Source organism: Roseobacter sp. MH60115 (assembly GCF_015644665.1).
In the GTDB taxonomy this organism is placed as follows: Bacteria; Pseudomonadota; Alphaproteobacteria; order Rhodobacterales; family Rhodobacteraceae; genus Roseobacter.
This window is the reverse complement of the sequence record NZ_JADOBQ010000004.1, coordinates 83,319-103,769: the sequence shown is the minus strand read 5'-3', so window position 1 is coordinate 103,769 and position 20,451 is coordinate 83,319. Positions and strand designations below refer to the sequence as shown.

Genomic DNA, 20,451 nt, shown 5'->3' with positions numbered 1-20,451 from the left:
AGAACGGCACATGTTCTGGCGCAGAGCCTATGCGGCACATGAAGCCCTGATAGCACCGGCGCGCGACACCGCGCAGCTGTGGCGGCTGGTCATGGGGCTGATCATCGCGTCGGGCGTGTATCTGATCTGCAATCAGACGATGTTCCAGACCCTGTTCACCTGGCAGGGCAAGGAGGCAGGCGCCTTTGCGGAACGGCTCAACAGCGGCTCCACACCGTTCACCATGTATCTACTGCTCCTCAGCTTCGGGTTCATGATCCTCGGTGTCGCCGTGGCTCTGCGGGTTGTACACAAACGCGGATTTGGCGGCACTTTGGGCAACTTTCGTCTGTGCATAGCACAGATGCGCGACGTGCTGATCGTGCTTGTTTTGCTCAACGCGGTGATCTGGATCCTGCCACCCTGGGACATGGGCGCGCCACTGGTGCCCAACCTCGGGTGGGGTCTCTGGCTGATGCTGTTGCCGATGTCCCTGCTCGCGGTGCTCGTGCAGGTCAGCGCCGAGGAGGTGCTCTTTCGCGGCTACATTCAACAACAACTGGCCGCGCGGTTCCGCTCCCCGCTGATCTGGATGGTATTTCCTGCCATCCTGTTTGGTTTCGGGCACTACCTGCCGGACACCGCCGGACCGAATGCCCAAACCATCGCCGTCTGGGCGATGATCTTTGGTTTGCTGATGGCCGATCTGACCGCGCGCGCGGGGACGTTGGGGCCCGCGATTGCCGTGCATTTCGTGAACAACGTCGCAGCGATCCTGATCATCTCTCTGCCCGATGACCTGTCGGGTCTGGCGCTTTACCTCAGCCCGTTCTCGCTGGCCGATACAGAGGCGGTGCGGGCCTGGTTACCGGTTGATTTCGGCTTCATGTTCGTCAGCTGGCTGGCCGCACGTCTGGCCATCCGCCGTTGATTGCACTTTTCGCGGGACAGGATTAACTAGGGTCAAGGGACGCCAAAGGAACCGCCATGAACTGGATCACGAACTATGTCCGGCCAAGGATCAACTCGATCTTTTCGCGCCGCGAGACGCCGGACAACCTGTGGACCAAATGCCCCGAATGCGGCACCATGCTGTTTCACCGCGAGGTGTCGGACAATCTGAATGTCTGCACCAACTGTGATCACCACATGCATATCACGCCGCGCGACCGCTTCACGTCGTTGTTCGATGGCGGCATTTTCACGGAAGTGAAGGTCGAGGCGCCCAAGCCTGATCCGCTGAATTTCCGCGATCAGAAACGATATCCCGACCGGCTGAAGGCCGCGCAGAAACAGACCAGCGAAGCCGAAGCCATGCTGGTCGCCAGTGGCGAAATCGGGCGGACGCCGATTGTGGCCGCCGCCCAGGACTTCTCTTTCATGGCGGGGTCCATGGGCATGTATGTGGGCAATGCGATCATTGCCGCGGCCCAGGAAGCGGTGAAGCTGAAACGCCCGCTGATCCTGTTTTCCGCCGCCGGTGGCGCGCGCATGCAGGAGGGGATTCTCAGCCTGATGCAGATGCCGCGCACAACCGTGGCGGTGCAGATGTTGAAGGAGGCGGGCTTGCCCTACATCGTGGTGCTGACGCATCCGACTACCGGCGGCGTCACAGCGAGCTACGCGATGCTGGGCGACGTGCATATTGCCGAGCCCAATGCGCTGATCTGTTTTGCCGGGCCACGGGTCATTGAGCAGACCATCCGCGAGAAGCTGCCCGAAGGCTTCCAACGGGCCGAATATCTGCTGGATCACGGCATGCTGGATCGGGTCACGCATCGCGGCCAGATGCGGGACGAGTTGATCTCCATCACCCGGATGCTGCTTGGCCTGCCCCCTGCGGTACGTGGGGATCTGCCGCCGCCTGAACCGGGCGCGGACCTGCCGCATGCGCTGTCGGAAGAAGAAGATCAAGCCGCTGCCGAGACCGACAAGAAATGACCCCCCAGACATCGGACGTCATCCTGGAGCGGATGATGGCGCTGCACCCCAAGATCATCGATCTGACGCTGGATCGTGTCTGGCGTCTGCTGGAGGCGCTGGGCAATCCGCAGAACGACCTGCCGCCGGTGATCCACATCGCAGGCACCAATGGCAAAGGCTCTACGCTGGCCATGATCCGCGCGGGGCTGGAGGCTGCGGGCAAGACCGTGCACGCCTATACCAGTCCGCATCTGGCGCGGTTTCACGAGCGTATTCGCGTGTCGGGCGAGCTGATTTCAGAGGCGGCGCTGACGGCGGTTCTGGACGAGTGCTATGCTGCGAACAACGGCGAGAACATCACCTATTTCGAGATCACCACCTGCGCGGCATTGCTGGCCTTTGCCCGCTCAAGGGCGGATTACACCCTGCTTGAAGTGGGGCTTGGCGGCCGTCTGGATGCCACCAACGTCATTGCGGCGCCTGCGGTGAGTGTGATCACGCCTGTTTCCATCGATCACCAGCAGTTTCTGGGGGACACGCTGGCCAAGATCGCCTTTGAAAAGGCAAGCATCCTGAAACGCGGCATCCCTTGCGTGGTTGCCCGACAGGAAGAGGACGGTCTGGAGGTCATCGAGGAGGTCGCTGCACGCCTCTGCGCGCCGTTGCTGGCTTACGGTCAGCACTGGCATGTGGGGCCGGAGCGTGACCGGATGGTGTATCAGGACGACAACGGGTTGCTGGATCTGCCGCGTCCCAACCTGCCCGGAGACCATCAGATCATGAATGCCGGTGCGGCGCTGGCCGTGTTGCGACATTTGGGTCTGGACACCCCGGCCTGCGAAGCTGCCGTGACATCCGCCCATTGGCCTGCGCGCATGCAACGGCTGAAGAGCGGCCCGCTTTGCGAGGCGGCGCCGCAGGTCGAGTTATGGCTGGACGGCGGGCACAACCCAGCCGCGGGCGAGGCGCTGACGCGTCACATTGCGAGCCTGCCGACACGGCCCACCTATCTGATCTGCGGCATGCTGAACACCAAGGATATCGGCGGCTATCTGCGTCCCTTGGCGGCGGTGGCTGACGCCCTCGTGGCGGTGTCCATTCCCGGCGAGGCCAATACCTTGCCCGCAGATGTCACCGCCGAGGCTGCGCGGACCGCCGGGTTTCAGGCAACGACAGCCCCGACGGTGATGGACGCGCTGGCGGATATTGCCCGCCGCACACCCGCCGCACGCGTGTTGATCTGTGGGTCCTTGTATCTTGCCGGGGCTGTTCTGCGCGACAACGGCTGAGATCGGGATTGCTTTCGGTCGCATGCGGATGCCCTGTATTTTTCGGGCCGCTGCGGGCAAATCGACAGGAACGCGGACGGCCAGCGACCCGGACCCACACTTTGGCGTCTCAGGGTGTCTAAAGCCCCCAGCCCTCCGACTGCATCTCGCGCAGGCGCGAGGCCGTGCGTTCAAACTCAAACGTGCCTTCTCCTTCGAGATAGAGCATTTCCGGTTTCGCCGCCGCAGAGCAGATCAACCGTACCTTGGCCTCATAAAGCGCATCGATCAGGGTCACGAAGCGCTTGGCCTCATTGAAGTTGTTGCGCGACAGCGTCGGCACATTATCCAGCATCAGCACTTTGACCGCCTCCGCCAGTGCCAGAAAGTCCGCCGGTCCCAGAGGTTTGCCGCACAGGTCGTGAAACCCGGCCCGCGCGACCCCGTTGCGGAACGCGGGCAGTTCCACCTCGCGCCCCTTCACCTTCAGGATCAGCGGCTCGCCCGGGCCCCCGGCGAGATCGTTCCAGACAGCTTCCATGGCGGCGCGCGCCTCGGCGTTGATCGGCGTGAAGTAGACCGGTTGCCCGCCAAGCCGGTCCTGTCGGTAATCGGTGGGGCTGGTCAGCTCAACGACATTCATCTTTTCCTTGATCAGCGCGATGAACGGCAGGAACAGATCGCGGTTGAGCCCGTTGTGGTAGAGGTCATCCGGCACCCGGTTGGACGTGGTGACCACCACGACGCCATCTGCAAACAAGGCCTCGAAAAGCCTGCCGACGATCATCGCATCGGTGATGTCGGTGATCTGCATCTCGTCAAAGGCCAGCAGCCGCACAGAGGCGGCGACATCGGCGGCCACTGGGGCAATGGCGTCCTCGACGCCGGTCTTGCGCACCTCGTGCATGGCGGTGTGGATTTCCTGCATGAAGGCGTGAAAGTGCACGCGCCGCGCCGGAATACCTTCCAGATGTTCCACGAAAAGGTCCATCAGCATGGATTTCCCGCGCCCCACACCGCCCCAGAGGTACAGCCCCTCGGGCGGCTCCGGCGCCTTGCGGAACAATCCCTTTTTAACCGGCACGCTCAGAGCCGCGCGGATGCGGTCGAATTCCGGCAAGACGGTCAGCTGGGCGTCGTCCGCCTGCAGCGCGCCTGCGTCGATCAGGTCTTGATAGATGTCGCCCAGCATTTTCATCATTTCGCAATAGCGCGCGGTGCGTGCGGAGGAAAGGCTGTCGATACATAAGGAAATTTGATGTGACCCAAATAAATGCTGAATTGACCTGTGAGGGGACGGGCGTAGTGTCGCGAGACTGGAGGACCGACCATGCAGCACCGCACCCCCCTTTTCACGCCCGTCTTGATGGTTGGCTGTGTGATCATCATCGCCAGTTTTGCGGTCCGGTCCGCTTTTGGCGTCTTCCAGATCCCGATCGCCGAGGAGTTTGGCTGGCTGCGGGCGGAATTCTCCCTGGCGATTGCCATTCAAAACCTCGCCTGGGGGATCGGGCAGCCGCTCTTTGGCGCGCTGGCCGAAAAGATCGGGGATCGCAAGGCAATCATCCTCGGGGCGCTCATCTATGCGCTGGGGTTGGTGCTGTCGGCCTATTCGGTGACGCCTATTGAGCACCAGCTTTACGCCTGGCTTGTCGGGTTCGGCATCGCCGGTACCGGGTTTGGCGTGATCTTGGCGGTGGTCGGGCGGGCCGCATCGGACGAGAACCGGTCGATGTCGCTGGCCATCGTGTCGGCTGCAGGCAGCGGGGGCCAGATCTTTGGCCCGCCACTGGCCCAGTGGATGCTGGGGTTCATGCCGTGGCAGAATATCTTTCTGGTCTTTGCTCTCTCCATCATCCTTGTGCTGCTCCTGCTGCCGCTGATGCGGGCCCCGCAGGTTGCCACCAGATCCGAGCTGGAAGAGAGCATGGGCGAGATTCTGGTCAAGGCGTTCCGCGATCCCTCCTATACATTCATTTTTCTGGGGTTCTTTTCCTGCGGTTATCAGCTGGCCTTCATCACCGCGCATTTCCCGGCCTTTATTGTCGAGCTTTGTGGTCCCATCGCGCCGGGTGGCATGCTCGATAGCATGGGTGTGAGCACGACCTCCGCCCTGGGCGCCGTGGCCTTGTCGCTGATCGGCGTAGCCAACATCGGCGGCACGCTGCTCGCCGGGTGGCTCGGCAAGCATTATTCCAAGAAATACCTGCTCGCGGCGATCTACGTGGGACGAACCGTGGCCTCGGCGCTTTTCATCATGTTCCCGATCACCCCGACCAGCGTGATCCTGTTTTCCATCGTCATGGGCAGCCTGTGGCTGGCGACGATCCCGCTCACCTCCGGGTTGGTCGCCCATATCTATGGGCTGCGCTACATGGGCACGCTCTATGGGATCGTGTTCTTCAGCCACCAGATGGGCAGCTTCATGGGGGCGTGGCTGGGCGGACGGATGTATGACGTCTATGGCGACTACACGCTGGTCTGGTGGATCGGTGTCGGCGTCGGGGCGTTCAGCGCAATCATCCACCTGCCCATCCGGGAGCGCAGACTGGAAGGGCTGCGCGTGGCCTAGTCGCGGTGCTGCACGAAACCGTTGATTTCTTCCAGCACGTCCGCGGTGTGCGAATAGGGCAGACCGTGGCCCGCGCCCGCGATCACCGCCGTGTGCGCGTCGCTGTTCCAGTGCTGCAGCACGTCACGGGATGACAGCGGGATCACGGTGTCCTTGTCGCCAAAGATCGCCAGCACCGGCACATCTTCGCGGTGCAGCAACCTGTGCGCCTCCTGCAGGTCTTCGGACAGGATACCGGCGAGGCTGGCGCGGACAGCGGGCACAAACCCGCACCAGTTGAGCTCCGCGTCCTGCAGATCGGTGATCCCCGCCACGCTGGTTGGATTGCCTTTTTCAGCCCTCAGCCCCTGACGCAGCAGGATCGGGTAGAGCCCCAGCATCAGCCAGGTGCCAATCACCGACGTGCGCGCCATGAAACCCAATATGCCCTTTTTCAGATCGGCCATTCCGGCGGGCGCAAGCAGAATAAGTTCATGAACACGCCGGGGCGTACGGGCGGCGAAGGTCGTCGCGATCGCCGCTCCCATCGAATACCCAACCAGCGTGATATCATTGTCGACACCCTGATCCTCCAGAAGATCGTTCAACTGCCTCAGAAAGAAGTCACGATCCTGCAGGCCGCTTGGCCGGTCAGAAAATCCGCGTCCGTAAAGGTCATAGACAAGTACGAGGAACCCCATCTGTGCGAGCCCCTTGGCGATCCCCTGCCAGACGAAGCTGGGCGTGGTCAGCCCATGCACGCAAACCACGACGGGACCATCGCCGGGGCCGTACCACTGGTAGTGCGTGATGCCTTGCGACAGCTGCGCAAACTGTCCGGGCGCGGTGGCGCGGGCTTTGTCCCCCATGCGCTTGCGGGTCGCCTCGATGATCAGCGGGGTTGCAATGATCGCGGCCAGAATGAGGTACACCCAGATCATGTGTGAGCCTCCCATCGGTCGAGAATGTAGCGGCTGGTCATCAGATCCAGATGCGCCCCGCCCCCGTTCTTGAAAACCGTGATCTCGTCCTCGCTGCGGCGGGCAAAGGCCTCTGGTGCATAGTAATCGGCCACGATGTCCGACGCCTGAATCGCGCCTGTTTCGATTGGAATCCTGATCTCGCCGATGTGCCCGACCGTGGTATCGAGACTGTCGACAAAGAGCCGTCCCCGCTGCAGGGCCATGTCGTCTACCTCCCGCATATCGGGGCGGTAGGCGCCGATCAGGTCCAGATGCTGCCCGGGTTGCAGCCACTCTCCTCGTATCAGCGGCGTGGTGGACATGGTGGCACAGGTGATGACATCCGCCGCGCGTACGGCGTCTTCCAGCGATGTTGCAACGGTAAGGGCGGGGATCTCCCGCGCCAGGGCTTCAGCATTTGCGCCGGTGCGGTTCCAGATCGTGAACTCTGCTTTGGGAAAGGCCGCGCGATACGCGGCATGCAGCCCACGCGCCTGTGTCCCGGCGCCGACGATTAGGATGTTTCGACTGTCGGGTCGGGCCAGACGCCGCGCAGCAAGCAGGCTGTCACCGGCAGTTTTCCATTTGGTCACCAGATGGAAATCAATGATTGCCTGCAAGGTCCCGTCAGCATCGGAAAACAGCATCACCCCACCGTTGATCGAGGATGCGCCGCGCGCGCTGTTGCCTGGAAAGATCGTGGCGGATTTCACCGCCGACCCCAGCCCGTCTATCCAGGCGGCGCGGTTCAGCAGCGTGTCGGGGTCCCGGTAGAGGAATGTATCGGCAATCTCGGCCTTGGGCAGCCGGTGCCCCGCTGCCAGCGCCTCCGTCAGAGCGATCCAGTCGAGATGTGCCTCGCCTTCTGCAAAGGGGATGACGGTGGTGGTCACCTTGCCTCATCCTGCGTCAAAAGCCCGCTTTCGATCAGCCTTGCGGCCCATCCCTGCGGTCCCTCGAACAGATGCGTCTGCCAGCCCCGCGCGGCGGCGACGGCGATATTGTCGCTACGGTCATCGGTGAAAATCAGGTCGCTGCCGCCCAGTCCAGAGACCTCTTCAAGCTGCGCGTAAATGTCAGGGTCCGGCTTGGTCACCCGCATATGACCAGAGATGAAGTCGCGGTCGAATTCGCGCAGGAACGGATAATGCGTCGCCGCAAAATCATAGCTTTCCACCCCGAAATTGGTCAGTGAAAAAACCGGGACCCCCTTCGACTGCAGGGCCTTCATCAACCGCACGGAATGTTCGATCACCGGGGTTGCCATCTCGATCCAGCGATCATGCCACATCCGGATTTCCGCACGCCAGTCCGGCGTCGCCTCTGCCTGCGCGTAGATCGTATCCGTGAAATGTTCACCGCGATCCACCCGCTCGTTCATGCCGTGCAGATCAACCGCGTCGAACATCTCGCGGCGACGTGGCTCACCGATCACCCGGTCGTAGAATCGTTCCGGTTGCCACTCGATCAGCACATTGCCGATGTCAAAGATCACCGCTTTCGGTTTCATATCCGCATCTTCAATCATGTATTTCAATCAATCGCTTTTGCAGACCGCAGGGCCCGCTCTAATGCGTCCAGAAAACGGGACCTGTCGGCTTTTGTAAAGCCCTTGCCGCCTCCTGTCCGAAACGGATCGGCGGCGCGCAGGTCCGCCATCAGGTCCCGCGTCGCCAAAACATTGCCGATATTGGCCGATGTCAGAGGCTCGCCATTGTGCTTGAGTACCTGCGCCCCGGCCTCCACGCATTTGGCGGCCAAAGGGATATCGCCGGTCACCACGACATCCCCTGCCCCACAGCGCTCCGCGATCCACATATCGGCGATATCCGGCCCGTCCGAGACGATAACGGTTTCCACCAAGGGATTTTGCGAAGGCCTGAGCCCGCCATTGGACACGACAAACATCTTCACGCCATGGCGCGTGGCGACCTTTTCAGCCTCCGCCTTGACCGGACAGGCATCCGCATCGATGTACAGCGCGGTCATGCGTAAAGGGCGTCCGCGTGAAAGGCCACGTGCTCCTCCATGAAAGTGGACACGAAGAAATAGCTGTGATCATACCCCGGCTGCAGCCGCAGTGTCGCCTGCTGACGGCGCGCCGCCGTTGCCGCAGCCAGCGCCTCGGGTTTCAACAGATCAATGAACTGATCCTTGCTGCCGGTATCGATGAGGACGGGCCCTTCAAACCCCTTCTGCTGCATCAACAGGGTCGCATCGTGGGCCGCCCCGGCCTCTTCATTGTTCCCCAAATATGCAGAAAACTGCTTGCGCCCCCAATCGCTGTCCGTCGGGTTCGAAATCGGCGCAAAGGCGGAAACCGAGCGGAACCGCCCCGGCAGCGACATCGCCATGGTCAGCGCGCCATGCCCGCCCATGGAATGGCCGGTGATCGCCTGGCGGGACATGTCCAGCGCAAAGGAATGATCCAGCACCTTTGGCAGTTCCTCGGTGATGTAGTCCCACATGCGGTAGTGCGGCGCCCATGGGTCTTCAGTCGCGTTCACGTAAAACCCGGCACCTTTGCCAAGATCATAGGCCTCGTCATCCGCCACATCCTCGCCGCGCGGGGAGGTATCGGGAAACACCACCGCAATCCCCTGTTCCGCCGCCCAGGCCTGGGCGCCCGCCTTGGTCATCGCATTCTCGTGCGTGCAGGTCAGGCCCGACAGATACCACAGCAGGGGCACGGGGCCGTCTTCGGCTTCGCGCGGCATAAAGAGGCCAAAGGTCATGTCACAGGCGCAGGGTTTCGAGGCGTGCGTATAGACTCCTTGCGTCCCCCCGAAGCAGGCATTTTCAGAGATGGTTTGCATCGGCGGGCTCCTCGTTCCTGATGTACATGATGGCTACCGCGCGTAGCGCGGTGCGACAAGGGGGCTCAGGTCGGTGCGACCACGGCAATGATGCTGCTGACGGTCAGAATGCTGACGATCGTGGACACAAGGATCGCAGCGGAAACCCGGTGCGGGGCCACGCCGTAATGCTGGGCAAGGATGTAGACGTTGCCCGCCACCGGCAAAGCGGCGGCCGAGATGATCACGGCCGCGAAATACGGATCGGCCGGAAACAGGTAAAGCACCCCCACGGCAACAAAAAGCGGATGAAGCCCCAACTTGCAAAAACTCAGCCAGCCCGCGATCTGAAGCCTCTCAGCGGATTTGCTGGCCAGTGACGCGCCGATGGCAAAAAGCGCGCCGGGTGTCGCGGCTCCCCCCAGAATGGCCAGAAACTCATTGGCCGGTGCCGGAATGGGCAGATCGAAAAAGGACCACATCAACCCCACAACGATGGCCACGATCATCGGGTTCTTGATCAGACCCAGTCCCACCGTCCGGAACACGCCGAAACTCAACCGCCCATCGCGGGAGCCGGTGATCAGGATGACAATCAGGCTGGAAAAGACAATGAGATCAACCGCCAGCGCCATCATGATCGGCCCGATGGCGGCCTCCCCCAGCAGCAGGGTCAGCATGGGTACGCCCAGAAAGCCGACATTGCCAATCGCCGCACATTGCGCCTCGACCGCCGTGGTGGCCACATCGAGTTTGCGCAGATATCCCACCAGTGTGGCGATGAGGTAGACGGCCAGGGTCCCAACCAGATACCCGGCGACGAGATTGGTGTCCCAGACGTCTTCAAAGGACAAATTGGCCGAGAAGCGAAACAGCATCGCGGTCAGGGCAAAGTAGAAGACGAATTTGGTGAGATAGGCCGTGGCCTCTTCGCTGAAAAACCGCGTGTAGCCCGCCCAGTACCCCAGACCGATCAATGCAAAGAAGGGGACGGTCTTGAGGAAAACTTCAACCATACTTGGTTGTTAGTGCGAAGCGTCCCGGGCTGCAAGCTAGCCCGATCCGATGAGCACCCCGGCGGCAAAGACCAGGGCGCCGCCGCAAACGACCTGCAGCGTGGCGCGCCAGAAAGGCGTATCCATATACCGGTTCTGGATCCAGGCAATTGCCCAAAGCTCGACAAAGACAACGATGATCGCAATCACCGTCGCGGTCCAGAAATCGGTGATCAGATAGGGCAGGGCATGCCCCAAGCCGCCCAGCGTGGTCATGATCCCGGAAGCAAAGCCGCGTTTGACGGGCGAGCCACGGCCAGACAGTTGCCCGTCGTCTGATGCCGCTTCGGTGAAGCCCATGGAAATGCCCGCACCGACGGAAGCCGCCAGCCCCACGAGGAACGTGGTCCAGGTGTCCTGCGTGGCAAAGGCCGTGGCAAAGATCGGCGCGAGGGTGGAGACCGAGCCATCCATCAGCCCGGCCAGCCCCGGCTGCACCCATGTCAGCAGAAACTGCCGATGCGCGGTCTTTTCCTCGGTGGCCAGCGTGTCCGCATCGAGGTGTTTTGCTTCCAGATCGCTGGCGGTGATCTGGTGACCCGCTTCCGCCGCCGCAAGATCCCCCAGCAGCTTGCGGGTGGCGGCATCCGAGGTCTGCGCGGCAGCGGCGAGATAGAAGGTCTCGGCCTCGCGCTCCATGGCGGCGGCTTCGGTCCGGATACGCTCCAGCCCAAGGTTTTCGACCAGCCAGACGGGCCGCCGGTGGTAGTATCCCGCCACATGCTCCCGCCGAATGAGCGGGATGACATCGCCAAAACGCGTCTTGTGCAGATCGATCAATCGCTGCCTGTGCTGGTCCTCTTCTGCGGCCATCCCGTCAAAAACATGCGCAGAATCGGGAAAATCCGCCCGCAGATACTCCGCATAGCCCCGATAAATGCGCGCATCGTCTTCTTCCGAAGAGATGGCCAATGCCAGTATTTCCTGCTCGCTCAAATCTCGGAACCGCTTGCGGGAAAAGGAAAATCGCATGAAGGTCGCCTTTCAGTTTAGAATAGTTCTAATCTATGAAAAAGCCTTCGGCAACCGGCTTTGCGTGGGGTCATACGGGTTTTTGCTTGGAACTGAACGGTCCGGTTTATATTGTGATTGGGCAAAGTGGGGGACGCCATGACATCGACAGCGGAAATGATCCGCAAGGGCCGGAAATTCGATCAGGTGCTTGAGGGCGCGCGGCAGGTGTTCATGGCGGATGGTTTCGAAGGGGCGAGCGTGGATGAGATCGCGCGCGTGGCCAATGTCTCCAAGGCCACCCTCTACAGCTATTTCCCGGACAAACGGCTGCTGTTCATGGAGGTGGCAACGACGGAATGCCAACGGCAGGCCAGTGATGCGCTGAACAGGATTGATATGAGTGCCGCACCGGAGGAAGTGCTGACCCAGACCGGGCAACATTTCCTGGGCTTCATCACCTCGAAATTCGGACAGCAGATTTTTCGGATCTGTGTTGCCGAATCGGATCGGTTCCCGGAGCTGGGCCAGAAATTCTATAACTCCGGCCCTGCAGTCATGCGCGCGGAGATGGCCGCCTATTTCGAAGAGGCGGAGGCGCGCGGAGAGCTGCGGATCGAGGACCGGACCCTTGCCGCTGATCAATTCGGCGAGCTCTGCAAGGCCGATGTCTGGCCGCGTCTGATTTTCGGCATGACCAAGGTGGTGACCGTCGACGAGATTGAACGCGTGGTCGATGGCGCAGTGAAAACCTTCATGGCGCGGTACGGGACCTAAGCCCCGACATGACTCGACTCAGGATGGGTTGCGCTCTATTTTAGAACAAATAGTGAACAAGTGAGTCTGCCCGTTCTGCTGCCCATGACCAACCGCCGCGTTCTTTCGCTCTGGTTTCCGCATCTGGGGACCGACCGGCTGATCCGCCGAACCCCCCAGCTTGCCGATGTGCCGCTGGCAGTGGTCGAGGAGCAGCAGAATGCGCAGGTGCTGACTTCCCTGAACTTTACTGCGCTTGGCTATGGTTTACGGGTCGGTCAGCCGGTCCGGGATGCCCATGCGATGTGCGAGGGGCTGATCACACGCACCCGCAGCCCGCAGGAGGAGGCCGGTTTTCTTGTATCATTGCAACGGTGGGCCGGAAAGTTCAGCCCCTGGGTCGCAACCGAGGCAGAGGATGGGCTGGTGGTGGACCTGACCGGCTGCGCCCATCTTTTCGGGGGGGAGGCGGCCTTGTTGGAGGTGGTGCAGCAGGACTGCACCGATCTGGGCCTTGCCGTGCGTATGGGGCTGGCGGATACCCGGGGGGCGGCCTGGGCGCTGGCGCGATTTGCGGGGCAGGTGGCCGGGTCGCACCGCTCCGGTGACGCCATCGATCAGGAGGCGCGCGCCACCCGGTCCCGGGCAAGCAAGCGGCGCCACTGGACCCGCGGCGGGGCGGCCCCGGTTGTCACCCTGGGTCCGGAGGAGACCGCGCACCGCATTGCCGCGCCCGGCCAGATGTATTCCGCGCTTGGCCCTTTGCCCATCGCGGCATTGCGCCTGGAGCCGCATATCACCGAACAGCTGTCCCGGCTGGGTCTGCGCCGTATCAGTGACCTGCTGGGGCAGCCGCGTGCAGGTCTGGCGCGGCGCTTCGGGCGGGGGCTGGTGAGGCGCATGGATCAGGCGATGGGCTCTGCGCCGGAACCGGTATCGCCCGCGCGGCCCCCCGATCAGTTTGCCGTCCGGCTGACATTGCCCGACCCCATCGGGCTGGAGGAGGACGTACTTGCCGGGATCGACCGGTTGCTGTCGCGCCTGTGTGCAACCCTGAAAACCAAGGGGCGCGGGGCCCGGCGGGTCCGGCTGCAAGCGTTTCGCAGCGATCATGGGATCGAGAGCATCGAGGTCGGGCTGGCCACGGCCTCGCAGGTGCCAGAGCGTATCCGCCCTCTGCTGGCATTGAAGCTCGGCGAGATCGACGCAGGTTTTGGCATCGACATGCTGCGGTTGGAAGCCGTGCAGACCGAACCGCTTTTTGACCGCACCGTCGAGGGACATCTCGAAGCGGGTCAGGCCGTGAACAGGCGGCTGACACAGGACACGCGGTTTGAGGATCTGATCGGGCGGATCGGCGCGCGGGTGGGGCTGGAAGCCATCACCCGGCGGCACCCGGCCTCAAGCCACATCCCGGAAAAGACCAGCACCGTTCTGGCCGCAGCCTGGTCCAAACCGCATGAGGGGGGCTGGCCCGCGCCCGCCAATCCGCGCCCGGTGTTGATATGGCAGCCCGAGCCGGTGGGCGCGCCGGATACCCCGAAACTGCCGCAGGTGTTTCGCTGGCGCGGGCAGGATCTGACACGGGTGCGGGCCATCGGCCCGGAACGCATCGCGCCCGAATGGTGGCTGGACGATCCCAACTGGCGCAGCGGCGTGCGCGATTACTGGGTGACGGATACCGAAGACGGCCAGCGATTGTGGCTGTTTTACGGGCACGGGCATACGATGTCGTCAGGCTGGTTCTGTCAGGGCGCGTTTGCCTGAGACACCGCGTGGACACATGCCCGCACCGGAGAGTGGTGCGGGCATCATGAACACCAGGCTGCGGCGCTGGGTCAGGCCGGACTGCTCATTCGACGGTGATCGAAATCGCCTCGCTCATCACGGGCGGGTCGTGCGGAATGTGGTTCAGGTCGCCCAGAAGCAGTTGGATGCTGTGTGTCCCGCTGGGCAATTCCTTGGTCACCTGCGTCTGGCCGCCGCCGAAATGCACGATCTGGTCCGTGGCAGGCAGAGCTTCGTTCATGTCGATCCCGGACGGGTCGGTGTTGATCAGCAAGTGGTGATGCCCGGTGTCATCCACATCGGTGCCGGCGGGTGCGACACCCATGCCATCGAGGCCGAAGACGATGGTGACCGGGTTGGAGACCGTCGCGCCATCCTCAGGTGAGATGATATACACCTTTGCGCCCTCCGGCGCTTCGGTGCGGTGCCCATCGGCAAGGACGCCCGTGGCGAGCAGCGCAATCGCGGCGGTTGTGAAAAATGTTCTCATGATCTCCTCCAAAACTGTTTGATCTATACACAAACTGTAGGCCGCGACGGCAGGCTGGCAACGTTTGCGGCCTATCGTACGGGCGTCTCGAAGACTGCTTGTGCCACACGGCCCGCTGCGTCCGAGCACGTTTCTCGGCCCACAGGCTGGTACATGCCGCGACGTGCTCCAACCGGGCGCTGCTACGGGCTGCGTCTTAGCTCTTTGGGCGTTTATCGACGATCCGCACGGCTTTGCCCTCGGACCGGGTAACCGACCCCGTACTGCCCACATCCACTTTCACGCTGATGCCGATGGTTTGCTTGACGGATGCGGAGAGTGCTTTGGCGCACCCGGCTGCGTCGACCGATGTATCCGCCGTTTCACAGAGAATACGCATCTGGTCCATGCGGTCGGGGCGGGTCAATTCGATCTGGAAATGCGGGGCAAGGCCAGGAACGGCCATCAGCGCCTCTTCGATCTGCGTGGGGAAAACATTCACGCCGCGCAGGATGATCATATCATCCGACCGGCCGGTGACTTTTTCCATCCGCCGCATCGTGCGCGCCGTGCCAGGCAAAAGACGCGTCAGGTCGCGGGTACGGTAGCGAATGATCGGGAAAGCTTCCTTGGTCAGAGAGGTAAAAACAAGCTCCCCCTGTTCGCCGTCTGCCACTGGCACGCCGGTTTCGGGGTTGATGATCTCGGGGTAGAAATGGTCTTCCCAGATGTGCAGCCCGTCCTTGCTTTCCACGCATTCCATGGAAACGCCGGGGCCCATCACCTCGGAGAGACCGTAGATATCGACGGCGTGCATATCGAAGGCCTGTTCGATCTCCGCCCGCATTGCGTTTGTCCAGGGCTCTGCCCCAAAGATGCCGACCTGCAGGGAAGAGGCGCGCGGGTCCAACCCCTGCTTGTTGTATTCATCCAGAATCGACAGCGCATAGGATGGGGTGACCGTGATGCCCTTTGGTTGGAAATCCTCGATCAGGCGCACCTGGCGCGGGGTCATCCCGCCGGAGATCGGCACCGTCGCAAGCCCCAATGCGTCTGCCCCGAGGTGAATGCCCAGCCCGCCGGTGAAAAGCCCGTAGCCATAGGCATTATGCAAAAGGTCGCCGGGCACCAGCCCCGCCGCCCGCAGGGAGCGCGCGACAACGCTGGCCCAGTGATCAAGGTCGGTCTGGGTATAGCCGACAACCGTGGGCTGCCCGGTGGTGCCGGAGGAGGCATGGATGCGGGCAACCTGATCCCGGGGCACGGCAAACATGCCAAAAGGGTAATTGTCCCGCAGATCGGTTTTCACCGTAAAAGGAAACTTTGACAGATCCTGCAAGGCGGAAAGATCATCCGGATGCACACCCGCCGCGTCAAAGCTTTGCCGATAGAAGGGCACGTTTTTATAGGCGTGGTTCAATGACCAGCGCAGGCGTTCGGTCTGCAGTGCGGTGATTTCGTCGCGGCTGGCGGTCTCGATGGGATCGAGCGAATGCGGCGCAGGGGTCAGATCCTTCATGCCGGGTCTCCGTTCTCGGGGAAGTGTTGGCCTTTGATGGTGCGGGAGAGACCGCGAAACAGTGCAATCATCGTACCGGCGCTGTTGGACACGGTCACGTCGTAGGTGCCGGACCGTCCGATGCGTGCGACTTCGAGGGCGGTGGCGGTCAGGCGGTCGCCGGCCTTGCCCGGCGCCAGATAGGTGATCTGGTTCTGTTGCGCGACGGTTAGCTGATTGTAGGTATTGCAGGCAAAGGCAAAGGCGGAATCGGCAAGGGTGAAGATATAGCCGCCGTGGCAAATGCCATGCCCGTTCAGCATTTCCGGTGTGACCTGCATGGACAGGGTGGCCATCCCCGGCGCCACCCGATCCAGCTGCATGCCCAGACCCCGGCTGGCAGCGTCCTTATCCATCATCAACGCGGCACATTTTTCGGCGCGGGCCTGCGCCGTCACGTCTTCAGACATACATGTTTCCGATTTTCTCCTCCACTGCGAAATCCGTAACATGAATTGCACGCGCTGTATATCGCAACCTCGGGGCTTGATTTGTGGGCCCAAGAGCGCAAGTCTGGAGCCATGAACATCCCTGTGCCACCGTCCAGCAACCTGCATCACCTCCCGGCAGAGCAGATTTCTTTTCACCGCACGGAGCTTTCAGTCATTCTTTCGCTTTACGGCAGATTTGTTGCAGCGGGCGAATGGCGCGACTACGGGATTTCATGCCTGCGCGATGTGGCGGTGTTTTCGGTATTCCGGCGTACGGCGGAGAACCCGATGTACCGGATCGAGAAACGCCCGAAGATGCGCGACAAGCAAGGGATGTACGCGGTGGTCGGGATGGATGGGCAGATTCTGCGGCGCGGGCATGACCTCAAGACGGTTTTGCGCGTGCTGGAGCGCAAGCTGATCCGCGCCGTCGAGTGATTTTGTCAAAAGGCGGCCCGTGCCGGGCCACACGATGCCTGCAATCGCCTCCGGCAATTGCGTTTGTCGCCTGGGGCACTGTCAGGGTAGTTGTAACCGCTTATGTGCGGTGACAGGTCCGTCTCCCTGGTCCAGGATACGGGCAATTCCAGCCTTGATACCTTCCCTGGCAACGGCCATGTCGCCTGCGTTGGCGTGCAGCATTGTTTGGGGGTCCGTGACCAAGGCGACATGACCTTTCCAGAACAGCAGGTCGTTGCGCTGGTAGGGGCTTTCTGGGGGTAGAAGGGTGCCCAACCGGTCGCATTGCTGATCGCTGTCGCCGGGGCAGGGGATACCGCAGGCCAGGCAAGCCGCTTGCACCAAGCCTGAACAGTCTATCCCGGTGCCGCTATTCCCGCCCCAGAGATAGGGCGTGCCGAGAAACAGTTCTGCGACAGTAACCGGATCGGTGTCGAGGTGATCAATACTGCTCAGATGCTGGCGGGGGATGAACCCCAAATTTGTTTCGATGAAGCCCGCTGTTTCCGACAACGCGGTGACCCTGCTGCCGAACGACAGGCTGGCCAGATCGGGTGATTTCAGATCGGGCCGTTCGTAGGCATGTGTGGTGCGGGCTGACATGCGATGGGTTGCGGCCTGAGGTGCCCCCAGCGCGCGTGCCGGAACGTAGCCGTGAAACCCATCCTTCTCGGCTCGGATCAAGCGCCAGTCTGCGTCGTGATGCAGAACTGTAACGGTGTCTCCTAGGAGAAGTTGACGTTCCCTTTTGCCGTCCGGCTGGCGACGCAGATCGATCAGGGGGCAGGAAATCTGCATGGGATCGGCGCGGGTGACAAGGTTCAGATCGGGCGTGTCGCGGGGATCGGTCATGCGTGGGCCATCTGCGCAAAGGTTTTCAGCAGCGCGCGGGTGCCTTGCCCGGCGCCCCCTTTGGGGCGAGCAGGCGCATCGCTGGGCTGCCATCCGTAGATATCAAAATGTGCGTAGGGTGTTTTTTCGACGAAGCGGCGCAGGAAGAGGGCCGCGGTGATCGAGCCTGCAAACCCGCCTTTCGGCGCATTGTCCAGATCGGCGATACCCGGTTCGATCATCGTCTCGTAAGGCGTGTGAAAGGGCATGCGCCAGATCGGATCGGCCTGTGTTTGTGCAGCGACCTCCAAGAGGTCCACGAAACTGCTGTCATCGCAGTAGTAGGGGGCGAGATCAGGGCCCACCGCAACCCGCGCCGCACCGGTCAACGTGGCCATGGAGACAATGAAGTCGGGATCTTCCTCTTCCGCCAGCGCCAGCGCGTCCGCGAGCACAAGACGGCCCTCGGCATCGGTATTGTTGATTTCAACCGTCAGCCCCTTGCGCGATGTCAGGATATCCCCGGGGCGGAACGCATTGCCGGAGACGGCATTTTCCACAGCCGGGATCAGAACGCGCAACTGCATAGGCAAACCACTGGCCATGATCATCTGCGCGAGGCCAAGCACGGCTGCCGCCCCACCCATGTCCTTTTTCATGAGCCCCATGGAGGCACCGGGTTTCAGGTTCAGACCGCCGGTGTCGAAACACACGCCCTTGCCGACAAGCGTGATGCGCGGGCCCCCATCGCCCCACCGCATGTCGATCAGGCGCGGCGCACGATTGGCGGCGCGGCCGACGGTGTGGATCATCGGCAGGTTTTCTGCGAGCAGGTCATCGCCGAGGGTGACGGCAATCTTCGCGTCATGCTGGGCGGCGAGATTGCGGGCGGCCGCTTCAAGATCATCAGGACCCATATCAGAGGCCGGCGTGTTGATCAGATCGCGGGTCAGCGCCTCCCCCATTGCAATGGCCGCAAGAGCGTTTGCGTCGATGTCCTCAGGTGCCACGAGCCGTGCCGCCATTTCTGTCTGGTCGCGATAGCGGTCGAACCGATATCCCGCGAGCAACCAGCCAAGCGCCTCGATCTCGCTTTGATCTTCTGGCAGGCCCGAGGCGATCCTGTAAGCCCCTTCCGGAAGCTTTGCGGCAGCTGCAGCAAGGTGGAAACGCCCGCGGGCGCGGGTTTGCGCGGAGCCATATCCCACGACGGCACTGTCAGGCGTGCCATCGTCACCGGGGAGCAGCACGGCCTGCCCAAGACCTCCGTTGAACCCCTGCGCCGTGACCCATGTCTGCAGCCGCTCTGGCTGCGCCGAATACCAGCTGTCAAACTGGTCCTGAGGTACGATGTGCAGGGGGTAGGCCGGGCCCGTTGGATCGGCAAAAAGAGGCAGGGGCATGATCAGGGGCCTTTCAAGCGGTGTTTCCCGCCCAGCCTAGACTGTCATGCCCGTCGCGCAAGACATCAGATGGTGATGTCCTGCAGGTCCCAGATGGCGGTCAGCGATTGCTCGCCAATGCGGATCAGCCGGGCCAGTGTCGCTGAGAGAGCCGGACCATCGCCGGCATCGATCGCCGAAATCACGTCGCGTGCCACGCGGGTCAGCACATGCATGCCGATCTGGTCGCCGATGGCGATCAGGGATCGGGCGCATTTGCGCAATTCGGTCAGGTTCGACGAGGAATGAAGGCGGCTGCAGTGGGACAGACGCAGAGCGAGTTCTTCCATAGCACGGCACACCACGTCTTCTGCGCCGGTGTCACCAAGTTCTGCGTAGAGTGCGGCAAGTCGATCCTGATCGACGTGCACGGTTTCCTTCAGCCTGATTTTCAGGACTTGATCCATTAGACTCACCCTTATATGCCCCCACGGCACGCGAGTGTTATGGCCCTAAAATCTATCCAAAGTATTGAGACGGAGGCCTGTTTTAGCTCGAATTCTATATGAATTCAGTATAACTCGGCCCACAAAAAAGACGAACGGGACAGTTATGGATCACGCAAAACCGCTGCCGAACTACCTTGTGCAGCGCTATCACGGCTGGAAAGCGACCGGTTATTCCGAGAACAAGGCGTGGTATCGCCACCTCGCGACCGAGGGGCAGCACCCGAGGGCGATGGTCATTTCCTGCTGCGACAGTCGGGTGAATGCGATCTCGATCTTTGGCGCGGATCAGGGCGAATTCTTCATCCACCGCAACATTGCCAACCTGGTGCCTCCCTACCGGCCGGATGGCGACTATCACGGCACTTCTGCGGCTGTCGAATACGCGGTGGACGTGCTGCATGTGGCGCATCTGATCGTGCTGGGGCACTCGAATTGCGGCGGCGTGAAGGGCTGTATCGAGATGTGCCGTGGCAATGCCCCCGACCTGGAAGAGGAAACCAGTTTCGTCGGGCGCTGGATGGATATCCTGCGGCCGAAATACGATCTCGTGGCCGATGAAAAAGACGCGGCGGTACAGGCACAACAGCTTGAAAAACAAGCGGTTCTTGCCAGTCTGGAAAACCTTCTGACCTTTCCCTTCGTGAGCGAGAAAGTCACCGGCGGGGGGCTGACGCTCCACGGTCTGTGGACGGATATCGGTGAAGGCGGGTTGGAATATTTCGACGCGGGCAGGCAGGCGTTTCAGCCCCTATGAGGACACAAACCCCCGCGGTGGGGCAAGGAG

At 61.9% G+C, this 20,451-nt stretch carries 22 protein-coding genes; 8 read left to right on the top strand and 14 right to left on the bottom strand.

The genetic code is table 11. From position 1 onward, the window contains the following. The first annotated feature begins 10 nt into the window (after positions 1-10). Genes ISX84_RS13580 through ISX84_RS13570 form a run of 3 tightly spaced genes read left to right on the top strand, consistent with a single transcriptional unit; the run spans position 11 to position 3,191 of the window. Positions 11-910 carry a CPBP family intramembrane glutamic endopeptidase gene (locus ISX84_RS13580; protein WP_195820924.1) on the top strand — a complete coding sequence of 300 codons (900 nt, stop codon included), beginning with the start codon at positions 11-13 and terminating at the stop codon, positions 908-910. Positions 911-966: 56 nt separating this feature from the next. Continuing rightward, the gene (gene accD, locus ISX84_RS13575) at positions 967-1,920 is read left to right on the top strand and encodes an acetyl-CoA carboxylase, carboxyltransferase subunit beta (protein ID WP_195820923.1); all 954 of its coding nucleotides are present in this window, start codon (positions 967-969) and stop codon (positions 1,918-1,920) included. Next, a complete protein-coding gene (locus ISX84_RS13570; RefSeq protein WP_195820922.1) occupies positions 1,917-3,191 on the top strand; it encodes a bifunctional folylpolyglutamate synthase/dihydrofolate synthase in 1,275 nt (424 codons plus the stop codon). The genes accD and ISX84_RS13570 overlap by 4 nt, the downstream gene beginning before the upstream one ends. A 118-nt stretch (positions 3,192-3,309) precedes the next feature. Here ISX84_RS13570 and zapE read toward each other — a convergent pair whose 3' ends face one another. Continuing rightward, on the bottom strand, positions 3,310-4,368 hold the full coding sequence (zapE, locus tag ISX84_RS13565; RefSeq protein WP_195820921.1) for a cell division protein ZapE: 1,059 nt from the start codon (positions 4,366-4,368) through the stop codon (positions 3,310-3,312). Positions 4,369-4,500: 132 nt separating this feature from the next. Between zapE and ISX84_RS13560 the strand changes: the two genes are divergently transcribed. Continuing rightward, positions 4,501-5,742, top strand: a complete 1,242-nt coding sequence (locus ISX84_RS13560; RefSeq protein ID WP_195820920.1) for an MFS transporter — start codon at positions 4,501-4,503, stop codon at positions 5,740-5,742. Here the strand turns inward: ISX84_RS13560 and ISX84_RS13555 are convergent. The 7 genes from ISX84_RS13555 to mbfA form a co-directional block, all read right to left on the bottom strand. Next, positions 5,739-6,662, bottom strand: a complete 924-nt coding sequence (locus ISX84_RS13555; RefSeq protein WP_195820919.1) for an alpha/beta fold hydrolase — start codon at positions 6,660-6,662, stop codon at positions 5,739-5,741. The two genes, ISX84_RS13560 and ISX84_RS13555, sit on opposite strands and share 4 nt — an antisense overlap. Then, positions 6,659-7,576 (bottom strand): ornithine cyclodeaminase family protein, encoded by a 918-nt coding sequence (locus tag ISX84_RS13550; RefSeq protein WP_195820918.1) that lies wholly within the window; start codon positions 7,574-7,576, stop codon positions 6,659-6,661. Before ISX84_RS13550 ends, ISX84_RS13555 begins: the two co-directional genes overlap by 4 nt. Then, positions 7,573-8,193: an HAD family hydrolase gene (locus ISX84_RS13545; RefSeq protein ID WP_195820917.1), complete on the bottom strand. Its 621-nt coding sequence runs from the start codon at positions 8,191-8,193 to the stop codon at positions 7,573-7,575. The genes ISX84_RS13550 and ISX84_RS13545 overlap by 4 nt, the downstream gene beginning before the upstream one ends. A 23-nt stretch (positions 8,194-8,216) precedes the next feature. Next, positions 8,217-8,672: a YaiI/YqxD family protein gene (locus ISX84_RS13540; RefSeq protein WP_195820916.1), complete on the bottom strand. Its 456-nt coding sequence runs from the start codon at positions 8,670-8,672 to the stop codon at positions 8,217-8,219. After that, the gene (fghA, locus tag ISX84_RS13535) at positions 8,669-9,499 is read right to left on the bottom strand and encodes an S-formylglutathione hydrolase (RefSeq protein ID WP_195820915.1); all 831 of its coding nucleotides are present in this window, start codon (positions 9,497-9,499) and stop codon (positions 8,669-8,671) included. Before fghA ends, ISX84_RS13540 begins: the two co-directional genes overlap by 4 nt. Before the next feature lie 65 nt (positions 9,500-9,564). Beyond that, on the bottom strand, positions 9,565-10,494 hold the full coding sequence (locus ISX84_RS13530) for an AEC family transporter (protein ID WP_195820914.1): 930 nt from the start codon (positions 10,492-10,494) through the stop codon (positions 9,565-9,567). A gap of 36 nt (positions 10,495-10,530) precedes the next feature. Next, positions 10,531-11,505 carry an iron exporter MbfA gene (gene mbfA, locus ISX84_RS13525; RefSeq protein WP_195820913.1) on the bottom strand — a complete coding sequence of 325 codons (975 nt, stop codon included), beginning with the start codon at positions 11,503-11,505 and terminating at the stop codon, positions 10,531-10,533. A gap of 138 nt (positions 11,506-11,643) precedes the next feature. Here mbfA and ISX84_RS13520 point away from each other — a divergent pair, with 138 nt between their 5' ends. Both ISX84_RS13520 and ISX84_RS13515 read left to right on the top strand, forming a co-directional pair. Further along, positions 11,644-12,261 (top strand): TetR/AcrR family transcriptional regulator, encoded by a 618-nt coding sequence (locus ISX84_RS13520; protein WP_195820912.1) that lies wholly within the window; start codon positions 11,644-11,646, stop codon positions 12,259-12,261. A gap of 84 nt (positions 12,262-12,345) precedes the next feature. Continuing rightward, entirely contained in the window at positions 12,346-14,007 is a 1,662-nt protein-coding gene (locus ISX84_RS13515; protein WP_195821307.1) for a Y-family DNA polymerase, read from the top strand. An 85-nt stretch (positions 14,008-14,092) separates the two neighbouring features. Here ISX84_RS13515 and ISX84_RS13510 read toward each other — a convergent pair whose 3' ends face one another. The 3 genes from ISX84_RS13510 to paaI form a co-directional block, all read right to left on the bottom strand. Further along, on the bottom strand, positions 14,093-14,518 hold the full coding sequence (locus ISX84_RS13510) for a DUF4399 domain-containing protein (RefSeq protein ID WP_195820911.1): 426 nt from the start codon (positions 14,516-14,518) through the stop codon (positions 14,093-14,095). Between the two features lie 196 nt (positions 14,519-14,714). Beyond that, the gene (gene paaK / locus ISX84_RS13505) at positions 14,715-16,016 is read right to left on the bottom strand and encodes a phenylacetate--CoA ligase PaaK (RefSeq protein WP_195820910.1); all 1,302 of its coding nucleotides are present in this window, start codon (positions 16,014-16,016) and stop codon (positions 14,715-14,717) included. Then, positions 16,013-16,465, bottom strand: coding sequence for a hydroxyphenylacetyl-CoA thioesterase PaaI (gene paaI, locus ISX84_RS13500; protein ID WP_195820909.1), 453 nt, complete (start codon positions 16,463-16,465; stop codon positions 16,013-16,015). Before paaI ends, paaK begins: the two co-directional genes overlap by 4 nt. A gap of 111 nt (positions 16,466-16,576) precedes the next feature. Here paaI and ISX84_RS13495 point away from each other — a divergent pair, with 111 nt between their 5' ends. Then, on the top strand, positions 16,577-16,924 hold the full coding sequence (locus tag ISX84_RS13495; RefSeq protein ID WP_195820908.1) for a DUF2794 domain-containing protein: 348 nt from the start codon (positions 16,577-16,579) through the stop codon (positions 16,922-16,924). 81 nt (positions 16,925-17,005) lie between these two features. Here ISX84_RS13495 and ISX84_RS13490 read toward each other — a convergent pair whose 3' ends face one another. The 3 genes from ISX84_RS13490 to ISX84_RS13480 all read right to left on the bottom strand — a co-directional run bounded on the left by ISX84_RS13490 (position 17,006) and on the right by ISX84_RS13480 (position 19,625). Next, complete coding sequence (locus tag ISX84_RS13490; protein ID WP_195820907.1) at positions 17,006-17,797, bottom strand: C40 family peptidase; 792 nt, start codon at positions 17,795-17,797, stop codon at positions 17,006-17,008. Further along, on the bottom strand, positions 17,794-19,179 hold the full coding sequence (locus tag ISX84_RS13485; protein ID WP_195820906.1) for a leucyl aminopeptidase family protein: 1,386 nt from the start codon (positions 19,177-19,179) through the stop codon (positions 17,794-17,796). The genes ISX84_RS13490 and ISX84_RS13485 overlap by 4 nt, the downstream gene beginning before the upstream one ends. Before the next feature lie 65 nt (positions 19,180-19,244). Continuing rightward, positions 19,245-19,625 (bottom strand): hypothetical protein, encoded by a 381-nt coding sequence (locus tag ISX84_RS13480; RefSeq protein WP_195820905.1) that lies wholly within the window; start codon positions 19,623-19,625, stop codon positions 19,245-19,247. Between the two features lie 145 nt (positions 19,626-19,770). On the opposite strand from ISX84_RS13480, the gene ISX84_RS13475 reads away from it, so the two are divergent. Then, positions 19,771-20,421, top strand: coding sequence for a carbonic anhydrase (locus tag ISX84_RS13475; RefSeq protein ID WP_195820904.1), 651 nt, complete (start codon positions 19,771-19,773; stop codon positions 20,419-20,421). Positions 20,422-20,451: the final 30 nt, after the last annotated feature.